The organism is Leucobacter sp. G161 (assembly GCF_001482305.1).
Taxonomy (GTDB): domain Bacteria; phylum Actinomycetota; class Actinomycetes; order Actinomycetales; family Microbacteriaceae; genus Leucobacter.
In genome coordinates, this window is record NZ_LOHP01000052.1 from 21166 (window position 1) to 34349 (window position 13184).

Sequence of the window (13184 nt, forward strand, 5' to 3'; positions counted from 1 at the left end):
GCGGCCGGTCATGCGCAGGCTCGGTTATCCGCGTGCCGCCCAGCGCTCGGCAGCGGTGACAGCTCGGGTCAGTGAGTCGCCGACCGCGGGTGTCGCGAGGAAGACACGTTCGGCGCCAATCCGGGTGAGAACTCCGGTGACGGCGAGCTGCTCTCGCACCTTGTCTGAGACGCCGACGAGCATGAGTGCACCGCCGGCGGTCGCGAGCTGACCCGCGTACTGGTCGATGATCTTGATGAAGGTGCTGCCGAGCTCTTCTTTGCCACGGAGCCGGATGATGACGACCGACCGCTCGGAGTGGGCCGGCACGTGAGGCAGCTGTGCCTCGAACACGGGAGCGGCCGCAAAGAACAGGCTGCCGTATGGCGCGAGGATGAGGAGTTCCCCCGGAGTGAGGGTCGCGGGGGGCGCGGTCTCGCGCGGCAGGGGGCTGTCGCCATCGAACACCCAGCGGCGGATCGTGATTCGATTCGACTGCCGAGCGATGTGCAGAATCACGGCGAGCCCGACCCCGGTGAGCACGGCGTACTGCAGCGGGATGATGAGCGTGAGCACGAACGTGACGGTGAAGACGGCCGCCTGGATCGGGCCCGTCCGCCACACCATGACGATGTCGTGCGGTTTGAACGTGCGGAACCCGACGAGGATGAGCAGGCCTGCGAGGGCCGGCATGGCGATGAAGCCGATCACCGGCCCGAGGGCGAGGATCGTCACGGCCATGACGGCGCCTGCGATGAGGTTCGCGAGCGCGCTTTTCGCCCCGGCCGCCTTCACGAGCGCCGTCGCCGACATAGACCCGCCAACGGGCATGCCCTGGAAAAACCCAGCGGCGGGGTTCGCGATGCCCTGGCCGCGGAAGTCGGCGGAGGGATCGGGGTAGCGCCCGTCGGGGTTCGGGATCGAGCCGGTCACGGCCGCGCCCTGCACGAGGCCGACGAGTGCGAGTGACAGCGCCGGAACAATGAGCGGCAGCACGAGGCTGAAATCGGGGAGCGCGAGCCCGGGGAGAGCATTCGGCACCTCGGCGATGCTCGCGACGAGCTGCACGGGATTCCCGGGGGCAATCACGCCGAGGAATGCGGCGAGCCCTGAGGCGCATACGATCGCAACGACCATTGCGAGCGCCCCGAGCCGGGTGCGTTCGAGCAGCAGGATCAGGGCGACGGTGGTCACCCCGACGAGTAGGGAGGGCCACGAGAACTCGAAGACGTGCAGCACGGTGTCGAAGGCTTTGAGGATGCGGTTGGATCCGCTGCTCTCGTACCCGGTGAAGTTGTCGAGCTGGCCGAGCACGATGCTGATTGCGACCGCGTTGATGAAGCCCACGAGTACGGCCGTCGGAATGAACCTGACGAGCGATCCGAGCTTCGCGATCCCGAGCGCGAGCATGATGACGCCGGTGAGCAGCGCGAGCGTGGCGAGCGCGCGCCCGGCGTCCGCGCCCGACTGGGTCTGTGGGACGTCGGAGATGACGACCGCCATCGCGCCGGTGGCCTGCACTGTCATGAACGCTGATCCGGTGGCGAGTGCTCCGCCGACGGTTCCCGCGAGGTAGCCGTATAGGCCGTGTAGCGGATTCACGCCGGCGAGCAGCCCCGCCGCGAGGCCGTCTGGGACGCTCTCGACGCCGAGCACGAGGCCCGCCTTGAGATCGCTGCCGAGGGTTTGCTTGCTGCCGAAGCGGCGCAGATACGATCTGCCCGAACGCTGCAACGACTCGAACCTCGGACTCATGGGGTGGCACCAAGCTTTCTTGACTCAACATTTCCGCGCCCCCGCGATACGGGGTCAGGGTTTAGCGTGCCGGATCGATTCGCGAACCCGATAGTGAAGTGGGTGCTTTTCATCAACTGCGGATGATCCGCACACGCGCCGCGCGGGGGAGGATGGGAAGGGTCGTGATCGCGGATCTGGGAGGAGGGAACAGTGTTGGGGACTTCCCGTGCCACACGTGTCCACACACCGAGCTGGGTGCGTATTCCCGGTGGGCGCTTTCACATGGGCTCCCACGATTTTTATGCGGAGGAGGCCCCCCCAGCACGAACGGGTCGTGCGCGCGTTCGACATGGCCGCAGCGCCGACGACCAACGATGAGTTCGCCGCGTTTGTTGCCGCGACCGGGTATGTGACCGTCGCCGAACGTCCATTGAGTGCGATCGACTTTCCTCACCTGAGCGCGGCGCGGCGCGCCCCGGGCTCCTTGGTGTTCACACCGACGGGTGGCCCGGTTGACCTGCGAGACTGGCAACAGTGGTGGACATGGACGCCGGGTGCGCAGTGGCGCCACCCGCTCGGCCCGAGCAGTAACCTGACCGGGAGAGGCAGTCATCCGGTAGTGCAAGTGGCGTTCGCCGATGCACAGGCCTACGCCGCTTGGGCCGGTGTCCGCCTACCGAGTGAGGCCGAGCACGAGTTCGCAGCCTCGGGCGGAGCCACGCTGGGGCCGTACGCGTGGGGGCGGGACCGAGACCCTGACGGCCAGATCATGGCGAACACCTGGCACGGCAGGTTCCCGTATTTGAATACCGGCGCAAACGGATGGGTGGGGACGTCGCCGGTGGGCGCGTTCGCCGCGAATGGCTACGGACTGTTCGACATCATCGGCAATGTGTGGGAGTGGACCAGTGACTACTTCATCGGGTCGCACGCCAATCAGCTCAACGGTACGGCCGCGCAGCGCGCGGCAGACAGCGCCGAGCCCGGGTCGCAGGTGCCCCGTCGAGTGCTCAAGGGCGGCTCGCACCTGTGCGCGCCGGAGTACTGCCTGAAGTACCGGCCAGCTGCTCGCTCGCCCCAGCCGGAGGACTCCGCCACGAGCCATATTGGCTTTCGCTGCGTGCGCTCCACTGAATGACCAGATGCCCGGGGCTCGGAGCATCAGTATGCTGGTCTCCGAAGGGGGCAACTATGGCTACGCAATGGACTCCCTCTGCATGGTTTCTCGTCACCCCTCCGCAGCCCAAGCCCGGCACAATCCACCGCCACCGGGTCGACTCCGCGATTGCAGAGGTCCGCGCCCGCGGGCAAATCGCCGTGCTCATGGCGCCCTCCGGGTTCGGTAAGACGACGGCGTTGGCCGCGTGGGCAGCGAGCGTCGCAGGCCCGGTTGCGTGGCTCACCCTCACCAGGCACGACAACACTGCGCAACAGGTGCTTGCGGGCGTGTTCAACGCACTGCAGCGGATGGCACGCGAGACGTCTGGGCTCGAAGCGATCCTGGATATTGTCCCTGATCCGCCAGACGCGAACCTCATGCTCGAACGGCTGAGTCGCGCGCTCGCCGGCCTCTCGCAGCAGGTCACCATCATCATTGACGACGCGCACCTCGCGGCCGCTGCGCTCGTTGACGACATCATTACTGTGCTGAACGAGCACTCCGGCGGCAACGTGTTCTTCGTTGTTGCGGGCACACACCAGCTCGACTCCTGGTTCAACGAACACCTTGCAACGGGCGCCGCCAGCTTGATTGGGCACGATGCCTTCGCGATGACCGGCACCGAGATCGCAGATCTGGCAGCGTTGGCCCCCATCCCGACCACCCCCGAGCGCACGCAAGCGATCATCGAAGCGTCTCACGGTTGGCCGGTGGCCATCAGGCTCATGCTCAGCGCGGCCGGCCCCGACACGGAACACGACGGGTTCTCGCTGGTCGACGGTGATCTCCTCGCCGAGTACATCACTCGGACCGTACTGCAGGATATGCGGCCCGAGCTCGTCGATTTCATCCTCACCGTCACCACCTGTTCCCGCGTCACGGCCGACCTCGCGGAGGCACTATCGGGCCGCAGCGACGCCGCCGCGCTGCTTGACGAATGCGTTCGTCAGGGCCTGTTCATCGACCGCTTCGTCGACGGTGAGCGGGATCCCGTGTACCGCTGGCACGAGGTGTTCGCGCGTCACTGCCGCATTGCGGCGATCGGGGCCGGTCAGCAGCGGGTGCGAGAGCTGAACCGCACCGCGGCGCGCTGGCTCACCCCGTCCTTCCCGATCGAGGCCACTGTGCACGCGATGCTGGCAGGGGCGCCCGAACTCGCCGCGTCGATCCTGCGTGACAATTGGGTGCCGCTCCTCATCGAGTCCGGTGCTGAGACGGTGAACGCACGGTGCCTCGCGCTGCCGGAGGCGTGGGCGCGTGATCCCGAAATTCTCCTGATCCGCGCGTGCTGCCTCGACATGCAGGGAGACGCGACCGCCGCGGGAATACTGCTGTCCCGCGCGCATGCCACGATCGATGCGGCAGAGACCGCGCCCGGGGAACAGCTACTGCACACCCGGTCGTTTGCCGAACTGTTCCTCGCCCACGACCATCCATCGCTCGTTGCTGCGGCAGACCAGGTACGCGCGGTGCTCCACAGCGCAAGCCTCGACCAGAAGACTCAGGCGCACGCCCTCTTCCTGCTCGGTTGGGTTGAGCTGCGACTGCGGCGCGATCCAGTTGGCGCGGTGCAACTGCTCGCTTCAGCGCATCGCGCTGCGACCACGGCCGGCTACCGAAAACTTGCGCGCCGAGCGGTGCAGAACCTGCTGTTCGCCTATGCGAACGCCGGTGCATTTACCACAGCGCGAGAGCTCATCGCCGAGGCCGAGGCGGCCCGCGAGGAGAGCCTGGAGTGGCAGCACTACGATGCTGGAATCGAATACGTCGCGCGTGGTCTCATCGCCTACTGGCAAGACGACCTGACCGCCGCCGAATCACAGTTCCGTGCGCTCATTACGCAGGGCGGGCACGACACCTCGTACACCGCGCTCGCGCGCGTGTTCTTTGCGCTCACCGCGGCCGCGACCGGAGACGCACGGCTCATCGCCGAGGCGGCCCCCCACCTCTCCGGCGTTGGATCGGCGGAAGTGCACGGCGTGCCCTGGCCCGTGTACCGGGCGATCGGGGGAGCGATGCTGGCTGCCGCGACCGGTGACTATGCGCGTGCGCTCACCATCATCGAGCCGCTGAGTGAGGCATCTACGGTGCCTGTCACGAGCGTGCTCATGGCGGAGCTGTATCGGCGCGCGGGCCAGCCGAGCGCGGCGATGCAGGTGCTCAGCAAGATCCCCCGCCGCGTGCAGGTCTCGTTTGTACGGACGAGCGTGCTCGTCACCAGCGCGGTCATCAGCCGGCAATCCGGTGACCGCGCCCGCGCGCACCGCTATCTCGAGCAGGCGCTCGACCTCGCAAGCCCTGAGGGGATCGCCCGGCCGTTCAACGCGAGCTGTGACGACGATGCGCTGCGCGAGCTGCTCACCGAGCACGCCGCCTGGGGCACCGCACACGAGGGCTTCTTAGCGGGGCAGCTCGCCGGAACCGTCGAAGGAGTGTCGCGGAATCAGGTGCTGGGGGCAGCACTGTCACGCCGCGAGCGCGAGATTTTTGGCTACCTCACCACGACGATGACCGCCGAGGAAATCGCCGGCGCGCTCCACGTCTCCGTGAACACCGTCCGCACCCACCAGCGCGCGATCTACCGCAAGCTTGGCGTGAACAACCGGCGCGAGGCCATCAAGAGTCGGATCTGACCCGCTCGCCTTTCAGCGGCACCCGCACGTCGGACCCGCCCTCGGCGGTGAGCCGCGCACCCATCTGGGTGATTGTTGGCTGCCCGACGAAGCCGCCGGCGACGAGCGCCTGGCCCTGCGCGAACTCGGGGGAGCGCGCGAGGAGCTCCTCAGGAACGAACCCGAAGACCTCGGCGAGCTCCGAGAGATCGCGCGGCGAGTTCATGCGCATGAGGCACAGGTTGTCGCACTGCGAGATGACGTTCGGGTGCACCTTCGTCGGACGCTGGGTCGAGAGCAGCAGCCACAGGCCAAACTTGCGCCCCTCCGCCGCGATCTGCACGAGCTTGTCGGTGAGCGCCCGCTCGACGGCGGTCACCGGGTTCGGCTGGCACAGGTTGTGAGCCTCGTCGATGACGATGAGCACCGGGCGGCGCTCCTCCCGCTTCGCCCAGAGGTGCTCGAGCACGGCGAGCGCCGCGACCTTCGGCTCAGCGGGGTGCGAGAAACCACCGAGGTCCATGACGGTCGCGCGTGGCCGCTCATCGATCACGTCGGTGATTGATGCTTGGCCGAGCGCCCAGAGATCCCAGTCAAGGGTCTGAAGATTCTCGATGCGGGTTCCGAGCGCTCGCTCGCCCGGGTGCTCCGATGCGCGAAGCCGCGCAAGATAGTCATCGCCCCTGAACGTGCGGCCGTCGCCCTCCGAGCGGATGAGCACGTTGTATTCGTCGGCGTCGCGAATCGGGTCGAGTTGCAGCACCGCGGCCTTGGACGCTGCCGAGAGATCTGCGAAGCGCGCGTGGAGGCGTCCGTCGGCGCGCGCGGGCGTGCTGCCTGCCGCGCTCTCGGGGCCGTGCCCATTCCCTGACCGCAGCACCCGAATGTCAAGCTCGGCGATTGCATCCGACTCCGGGCCCGCTGAATCAGGGTGTGGCGTGGTGATGCGCGTGAAGTCGGCGTTGGGATCGAGGATCAACAGCGGCAGCTCGGTCTCGAGCAGCAGTTGTTCGAGCACGACGCCGAGCGCGTAGGTCTTGCCCGAGCCGCTCTGCCCGCACCAGAACGTGTGCCGGTTGAACTTGGCGGCGTTGAGCGAGACGTCGGCGGCAGGGGAGCCAGCGGCTGCGTCGGGTGCCGTGTCGACGCTCGTGCCGATGCGCAGCTCAGTCATTGCTCGGCTCCTGGCCGGCCTGGGCGGCTACCCGGGTGATCGCGGGGATCACGTAGCTGCCGTCGATGATCTCGGTGCTCGGCTCGTACATGCGCAGCAGCGGCCGGAAGGGGCCAGCGGGTGCGGGCAGCCAGTTCGCGAGCTTGGCGGGATCGGCCGGCCGGGTCGCGCTCATGCAGATGGTGAGCGAGCCGTCGTCGTTGTAACTGAGCCCGGGTGTGCGATCCCCGATGGAGTAGCGCTTGATCTCGTTCTCCACGAGGAAGAAATCGGGCAGCGAGTACATCGTGAGCGACCAGAAGGCGCGCGCCGGCGGCGTCGGATCGAGCCGTAGCTCGTAGCTGTTCGCGCCGTCGAGCTGCTCGCCGTCCGCGTCTGTGTAGATCGGTGCGTAGGCGGCCTCGTAGGCGTGGTTCCCCCAGAGCCCACCGAGGGCGGCCGCGGCGCGCAGTTGATACTTCTGCTCGGGCGGAACCGAGGTGAACAGCGGGGTGTCCAGCGTGCCGACCTCGAAGAAATCGGAGTTGTAGTCGAAGGAGTGGTAGGTGAGCTGCCAGCCGTTGACCATCGGCACGTCGCCGGTGCGGAGGTAGTCGATGAGGGCGGCCTGGGAAGCGGCGAGCGCCCCGCCAAGCTCGGCGATGGTCTCGGCACTCGCTGCGAGGTACGGGCTCGCGCCGGTCTCGGTGATGCCGGTGGGCGCGAGCGCGTCGAGCACCGCGCGGTCGCTTACGGCGGGTGGGAACGCCTGCGACCAGACGCGCAGCTTCTCGAGCAGCTGCACCTCTGCCGGCACCGCTGCGTCGATCGCGGGGATCCCCGCAGGGGTGGCGGCGGGGTCGAGCGGGGTGAGGGAGGCCGCATCCTGCAGCCGGTGGACGGCGGGGAGATCGGCTTCGCCATCGCACGCCCAGCGGCCGACGATCGAGGCGACCGTTGTGGGGCTCACGATCACCGTGGCGTCCGCGGGGGCAACACCCTCCCAGCCCGGGGGAACGATGAGGAAGCTGCCAGCCTCCGTGCCCGTGGCGCGGTGCCCGACGTAGGCGAAATTGTTCGTCCACGCATCAACGAACTGAAGCACGTAGTAGCGCCCCGCGGTGTCCGGTACTTCCAGCATGACGGGGCCGACGCTGAGGTCGAGCTGCGCCATCGAGTAGACCGTGTCGTTGTTGATCGAGACGAAGTTGTCGGCGGGCCCGGCGAGCGCCCGCGCATGGCTGAAGGAGTTGAAGGGGGCAGCTGGGTTCGCGCCAACACCCGTTTCGACGTAGCGCCCGACCTGGTCGAGGTTGAAGACGAGGGGGAAGCCGAAGATGCACGCCTGCCCCACCTGTGACTTGTCTGCCGTGATCATCACTAGCCCTGCTTTCCTGAATGCTGTTGCGAAACGGTGTGCGGGGTGCCACACAGTGTGCGCGGGATCCTCACGCACGTACCCCAGCTGTCCCCTCAGCGTTGCACAGCAGCCACCTGTGGTCGAGGGCTTCGCGCGAGAACGGCAGCAACGTCACCGGAATTCACCAATTGGTGGTGATGCGGCCCGAGCCGATCCGCTCGAAGATTGGAGCACAACAGAAAGAGGAGTTCACAATGGTGAGTCGCAAAGTGTCAGTCGACAACTTCGTGCGCGCGGAGAGCGACCGCATGTTTGCCGCGATCGTGGCGCAGGTGGGCGGAACCGGCATCTGGAGCCACGGCTTCGTGCCGACCGCGATCGACGAGCAGCCGAGCATCCGGAGGAACCGCGACACCCTCTACAGCGCGAGCGTCGTCGACATCACCCAGGGCGCGACGCTCACCATTCCCGACGCGGGGGAGCGCTACGTCTCGGTGATGATCGTGAACCAGGATCACTTCATCAACCGCATCTTCCACACGGCCGGCGAGTACACGCTCACGCGCGAGGAGTTCGACACGGACTTCGTGATGGTCGCCGCGCGCATCCTCGTGAACCCGGAAGACTCAGACGACGTCGCCGCGGTGAACGCGCTGCAGCGCCAGCTCAGCATCGCCTCGACCTCGGGCAACGCCTTCGAGCTGCCCGACTACGACGAGGCATCGCACACCGCCACCCGTACCGCGCTTCTCGAACTCGCGAAGGGCCTGTCGGGCCTTGAGCGCTGCTTCGGCACGAAGGAGGAGGTCGACCCGGTGCGCCACCTCATCGGCGCAGCGGTCGGCTGGGGCGGACTGCCCGAGCACGAGGCCTCCTACATCAACGTCGCGCCCGGCCTCCCCGCCGCGGAGTACTCGCTCACCATCGGCGAGGTGCCGGTCGACGGCTTCTGGTCGATCTCGCTGTACAACGCCGAGGGGTACTTCGAGGAGAACCCGCTCGGGGCGTACAGCCTGAACAGCATCACGAGCGTGCCGAACGCCGACGGCTCGATCACGGTGCACTTCGGCGGATCTGCCGACGTCCCGAACCTGCTCCCGATCATGGAGGGCTGGAACTACCTCGTGCGCATGTATCGGCCGCGCCAGGAGATCCTCGACGGCCGCTGGAGCTTCCCGGAGATCGACGTCACAGGGGCCGGGCGATGAGCTCAGCGACCTCGTTCGACTACGGCCCGGTCGAGGTCTTCGTCATCGAGTTCGAGGGCGACAGGCCTGACCCGGGAGTACTCGACGCGCTCCGGGCACTGTCGAACGACGGCACGATTCGCCTGCTGGATCTCGTCATCGCGAGCCGCGGAGCCGACGGCTCCGTCGTCCTCTCCGAGATCGCGGAGCTTGCCGGCGGCGGCATCGAGCACGTGGAACTCGGTCTCCAGGGGCTCGTGAGCGAATCCGATGTCGCCGAGAGCCTCGAGGCGGCTCGGCCCGGCCTGAGCGTTGCCATTGCCGCATTTGAACACTGCTGGGCGACGACGCTCGCCGAGCGCGTGGCGGCCGCCCGCGGCACCGTCGTGCACGCTGAGCGGATCCCAGCTCCCGCCGTCAACCAGTTGCTGCACGACGTCGTCTTCGTTGACGCCGGTACCGCAGACCCCGCAGCCGAAGCCTAGGAGACCCCCATGCCATTCATGAGACGAGTTGGACGCCCCGGACTGCTCGGCACCGCTGTGCGCACGGCAGTTGTCGCCGGCACCGCGACCGCAGTGAGCGGCGCGGTCGGGGGCGCGGTCGCGCAGCGGCAACGCGAGCGTGCTGCCGAGGAGCAGCAGGCTGCCATGCTGCAGCAGCAGGACATGGAGGCTGCCGCGAGCGCCGCCACTGCCGCGAGCGCCGCCACTGCCGCGAGCGCCGCCCCTGCCGCGGCCCCCGACCTCGTGCAGCAGTTGCAGCAGCTCGGCGCGCTCCGGCAGCAGGGCATCCTCACCGACGCCGAGTTCGAGCAGGCCAAACGGCAGCTGCTCGGCGGCTGAGCGCCTCCACGAGACACCCACACGAGAGAAGCACCATGAACACCGCTATCGGCGACATCCTCCCCTTTGCCGTCGCCATCGCGATCAGCCCGATCCCGATCATCGCGACGATCCTCATGCTGATGTCGCCCCGCCCCCGGCCGCTCAGCCTGGGCTTTCTCACGGGCTGGCTGCTCGGCATCGCGGTCGCGGTGGTCGCGTTCACGCTGCTCGCAGGGGTCATCCCCGACCGCGAGGAGGGTGCCTCGCAGCCGATCCTCGGCGTTGTTCAGCTGCTCATCGGAGCTGCGCTCCTGCTGCTCGCGGTGAAGCAGTGGCGGTCGCGGCCGAAGGCAGGCGAGACCGCCGAGCTGCCGAAATGGATGGCCGCGATCGACACCATGAAGCCCGGCGCAGCCCTCGCGCTCGGCTTCGCGCTCGCCGCAGTGAACCCGAAGAACCTGCTCATGGCGGTCGCCGCGGGCGCAAGCATCGGCCACACCGCCCTCGGCGCTGGCGCGAACGCCGTCGTGATCGTCGTGTTCGTGGTGCTCGCGGCCCTGAGCGTTGCGCTTCCCGTCGTCGCCTACCTTGTCGCTCCTGAGCGGGCGAGCCACGCGCTCGACGCGATCCGCGCCTGGCTCACCGCGAACAACGCCGCGATCATGGCGGTCGTGCTCGTGCTGCTCGGCGCGCAGCTGCTCGGCAAGGGGATCGGCAGCTTCTAGCGGCGCCTGCAATCTCAGCGCTTCCTCACCGTCGTAGTGCTACCTTGAGTGCGAGTTCAGGGCGGTGATCATTCGATGGGAACGTTCAGCGCCGGCGTGCGGCCGGTGTCAGTCCGCGGTCTGCTGTTTCTGCTCGGATTCGTCTCCTTCCTTGCGCTGACGCTCATCGGCCCACACGTCCACGGTGCCGCTGTCGCTCCGAGCCCGGTGTCGGCGACTACTGTCGCAGCCCCGTCACTTGGCGATGCTTCGCAGCCCGCGCAGGCGATGCAGCCGGTGGGGCGAGACGCTGCGGTCGCACCCCAGCCCGGCGACGAAGCGCTCGGCGTTGCTGCTGCCTGCGTGCTTGTGTTGCTCGTGACACTCGTGTGGTTGGCGACGCGGCTGGCCCCAGAGCTTGCGCCAGCGAGGCCGAGCGAAACGCCGCCCCTGCGGCGATGGGAATCGGCAACCCGCGGCCTGTCGCTGCCGCTGTTCCGCCTGCTCTCCATCAGTCGAACCTGAACGGACTGTGCTCGACGACTCCTGGGCGCGGCGCGCACCCAGGGATGCTCCCGAGCACCGCTGGCCTCGGTCGATCCAGTGATCGATGGTGGCTTCGCGCCCATTTCAGCTCGACCGCGGCACGCCGCGATGATTGAGAAAGGCGCTTCGTACTGTGATCTTCACGAGCCGCGCACTCACGAACACTCTCCAACTCTCTGACCTCTTCGCCTTCGATCTCGCGAGCGTCTCACTGCTCGGATGGCTCGCCATCGCGAGCGCCCTCGCCTATCTCGCCGGGGCGATCTCGCTGTGGGTACGCGGCCGCAGCTGGACGGTTCCAGGAACGATCTCATTCGTGCTCGGCTGCGCCGCCTGGTTTATCGCGACGGGCCTCGGCCTGAACGCGCACGCGGACGAACTCATTACCGCCCTCATTTTTCAGCAGCTCACTCTGCTCGTTGCGGCCCCGCCCCTGTTGCTCATGGGCTCGCCTGGCACGTTGCTGCTGCGTACCGTGCCGCATCGCGGGCCGGGTCGCCTGATCCTTCGGGCAGCGATCGGGGCGCAACGCTCACGTGCCGCCCGAGTGTTGCTGCACCCCTCGGTCGCCATTATTGTCGCCATCGCTGCGTTCCCCGGCCTGTACTTCACTGATGCGGTCAGCTCGGTGCTCGCCATACCCGGCGGGCACCAGATGCTGCTCGCCCTGCTGCTCGTGTTCGGCGTGATCGGGGGCGCGCCGCTCTGGGCGCTCGACCCGCTGCCGCGGAAGCCGTCGTTCTCGGTGCGACTGGTCGGGGCGTTTCTGGAGCTCCAAGTCCATGCGCTCTTCGGCCTCGTCCTGCTGCGGAGCGCCAGCGGCATGCTCAGCTGGTACGCACAGGAGCCGGAAGGCTGGGGGATCAGTCGTGCACTTGACCAGTCGCTGAGCGGGAGCCTGGTGTGGACCTACGGACAACTGCCCCTGCTCATCGTGCTCATCGTGACGCTCTCGAAATGGCGAAAGAGCGACATGCGCTTCGCGCGGCATCGCCGGCCGGCGGAGGACGCAGCGCTCGACGAATACAACGCTTACCTGGCTGAGGTTGCTGCTCAGGACAGTCGCCAGCCCCATACGAAAGGATCGGTATGACCGACAATCTCCGAACACCGCCGCGCAAGCGCCTGAGCACCTCTGCGAAGGCTGCGCTCATTACCATTCCGACGGTGCTCCTTGCCGTGCTCATTGCGATCCTCGTGTTCGCTTCCGCGAAGAACAGTGAGAAGCCCGAAGGAGAGGGCCCCGGGGCAACCGCGCCGGCTGTCCCGCTCGTGGAAGAGAACTCGCACCGGCTGGATGACGCGGGCGAGGATGCTCCGACGCTCGTCGAGTTCCTCGACTTCGAATGCGAGGCGTGCGGCGAGGTGTACCCCGTGATGGAGGAGGTTCGTGCGCAGTACGCGGGCGAGGTGAACTTCGTGGTCCGATACTTCCCGATTCCCGGGCACCTCAACTCGATGCATGCTGCGGTTGCGGTTGAGGCTGCCGCGCAGCAGGGCAAGTTCGAGGAGATGTATCAGCGGATGTACGAGACGCTCCCGGAGTGGGGTGAAGGGCGTGAGTCGGAGGCGCCCAGGTTCCGCAGCTATGCGGAGGATCTGGGGCTCGATCTTGCCGCCTTTGACCGTGCGGTGGCAGACCCCGCGACGCAGGAGCGGGTGGAGTTCGATTTCGAAGCGGGCCAGGCGCTCGGTGTGCAGGGTACTCCGACGTTCTTCCTTGAGGGGGAGCAGTTCCAGCCACAGTACGTCGACGACATCACGGAGGCGCTTGACGCCGCCATCGCGGCGCGCAAGTAGGCCGCCGCGGCGGGGCCCGCGGCTGTCACTCGGCTAGCGAGCCATTGTGTCCCGAAATGGTAGCATTATTCAAGACATAGTGTCTCGTTAATGTGAAGCTGGGAGTGATAGTTGTGAATA

The 13184-nt window shown here is 67.4% G+C and carries 11 protein-coding genes and 1 pseudogene; 9 read left to right on the plus strand and 3 right to left on the minus strand.

Translation table 11 applies throughout. The features are described from left to right. Positions 1–24: 24 nt before the first annotated feature. Complete coding sequence (locus tag AUL38_RS05570) at positions 25–1734, minus strand: SulP family inorganic anion transporter (RefSeq protein WP_083506628.1); 1710 nt, start codon at positions 1732–1734, stop codon at positions 25–27. A 264-nt stretch (positions 1735–1998) separates the two neighbouring features. Between AUL38_RS05570 and AUL38_RS05575 the strand changes: the two are divergent. Together AUL38_RS05575 and AUL38_RS05580 are read left to right on the plus strand one after the other, a co-directional pair. Beyond that, a pseudogene (locus AUL38_RS05575) lies at positions 1999–2854 on the plus strand (SUMF1/EgtB/PvdO family nonheme iron enzyme). A gap of 53 nt (positions 2855–2907) precedes the next feature. Next, entirely contained in the window at positions 2908–5508 is a 2601-nt protein-coding gene (locus AUL38_RS05580) for a LuxR C-terminal-related transcriptional regulator (protein ID WP_059059926.1), read from the plus strand. Here the strand turns inward: AUL38_RS05580 and AUL38_RS05585 are convergent. Together AUL38_RS05585 and AUL38_RS05590 are read right to left on the minus strand one after the other, a co-directional pair. Beyond that, positions 5492–6661, minus strand: coding sequence for an ATP-binding protein (locus AUL38_RS05585; RefSeq protein ID WP_059059929.1), 1170 nt, complete (start codon positions 6659–6661; stop codon positions 5492–5494). The two genes, AUL38_RS05580 and AUL38_RS05585, sit on opposite strands and share 17 nt — an antisense overlap. After that, complete coding sequence (locus tag AUL38_RS05590; protein WP_059059930.1) at positions 6654–8018, minus strand: DUF1254 domain-containing protein; 1365 nt, start codon at positions 8016–8018, stop codon at positions 6654–6656. Before AUL38_RS05590 ends, AUL38_RS05585 begins: the two co-directional genes overlap by 8 nt. Before the next feature lie 236 nt (positions 8019–8254). On the opposite strand from AUL38_RS05590, the gene AUL38_RS05595 reads away from it, so the two are divergent. The 7 genes from AUL38_RS05595 (at position 8255) to AUL38_RS05625 (ending at position 13064) form a co-directional block, all read left to right on the plus strand. After that, positions 8255–9208, plus strand: coding sequence for a DUF1214 domain-containing protein (locus tag AUL38_RS05595; RefSeq protein ID WP_059060000.1), 954 nt, complete (start codon positions 8255–8257; stop codon positions 9206–9208). Then, on the plus strand, positions 9205–9672 hold the full coding sequence (locus AUL38_RS05600) for a DUF6325 family protein (RefSeq protein ID WP_059059932.1): 468 nt from the start codon (positions 9205–9207) through the stop codon (positions 9670–9672). Before AUL38_RS05595 ends, AUL38_RS05600 begins: the two co-directional genes overlap by 4 nt. Before the next feature lie 9 nt (positions 9673–9681). After that, a complete protein-coding gene (locus tag AUL38_RS05605) occupies positions 9682–10032 on the plus strand; it encodes an SHOCT domain-containing protein (protein WP_059059935.1) in 351 nt (116 codons plus the stop codon). Positions 10033–10067: 35 nt separating this feature from the next. Beyond that, positions 10068–10739: a GAP family protein gene (locus AUL38_RS05610; RefSeq protein WP_059059937.1), complete on the plus strand. Its 672-nt coding sequence runs from the start codon at positions 10068–10070 to the stop codon at positions 10737–10739. 75 nt (positions 10740–10814) lie between these two features. After that, complete coding sequence (locus tag AUL38_RS05615) at positions 10815–11243, plus strand: hypothetical protein (RefSeq protein WP_059059939.1); 429 nt, start codon at positions 10815–10817, stop codon at positions 11241–11243. Between the two features lie 154 nt (positions 11244–11397). Next, entirely contained in the window at positions 11398–12357 is a 960-nt protein-coding gene (locus tag AUL38_RS05620) for a cytochrome c oxidase assembly protein (protein ID WP_235590622.1), read from the plus strand. After that, positions 12354–13064, plus strand: a complete 711-nt coding sequence (locus tag AUL38_RS05625; RefSeq protein ID WP_083506630.1) for a thioredoxin domain-containing protein — start codon at positions 12354–12356, stop codon at positions 13062–13064. Before AUL38_RS05620 ends, AUL38_RS05625 begins: the two co-directional genes overlap by 4 nt. The last annotated feature ends 120 nt before the right edge of the window (positions 13065–13184 follow it).

What these genes read in the sequence shown, in the direction of transcription:
- AUL38_RS05585 (WP_059059929.1), bottom strand. Translation starts at nt 6,661, where the DNA reads ATGACTGAGCTGCGCATCGGCACGAGCGTCGACACGGCACCCGACGCA.
- AUL38_RS05615 (WP_059059939.1), top strand. Translation starts at nt 10,815, where the DNA reads ATGGGAACGTTCAGCGCCGGCGTGCGGCCGGTGTCAGTCCGCGGTCTG.
- AUL38_RS05610 (WP_059059937.1), top strand. Translation starts at nt 10,068, where the DNA reads ATGAACACCGCTATCGGCGACATCCTCCCCTTTGCCGTCGCCATCGCG.
- AUL38_RS05590 (WP_059059930.1), bottom strand. Translation starts at nt 8,018, where the DNA reads ATGATCACGGCAGACAAGTCACAGGTGGGGCAGGCGTGCATCTTCGGC.
- AUL38_RS05600 (WP_059059932.1), top strand. Translation starts at nt 9,205, where the DNA reads ATGAGCTCAGCGACCTCGTTCGACTACGGCCCGGTCGAGGTCTTCGTC.
- AUL38_RS05605 (WP_059059935.1), top strand. Translation starts at nt 9,682, where the DNA reads ATGCCATTCATGAGACGAGTTGGACGCCCCGGACTGCTCGGCACCGCT.
- AUL38_RS05625 (WP_083506630.1), top strand. Translation starts at nt 12,354, where the DNA reads ATGACCGACAATCTCCGAACACCGCCGCGCAAGCGCCTGAGCACCTCT.
- AUL38_RS05570 (WP_083506628.1), bottom strand. Translation starts at nt 1,734, where the DNA reads ATGAGTCCGAGGTTCGAGTCGTTGCAGCGTTCGGGCAGATCGTATCTG.
- AUL38_RS05595 (WP_059060000.1), top strand. Translation starts at nt 8,255, where the DNA reads ATGGTGAGTCGCAAAGTGTCAGTCGACAACTTCGTGCGCGCGGAGAGC.
- AUL38_RS05580 (WP_059059926.1), top strand. Translation starts at nt 2,908, where the DNA reads ATGGCTACGCAATGGACTCCCTCTGCATGGTTTCTCGTCACCCCTCCG.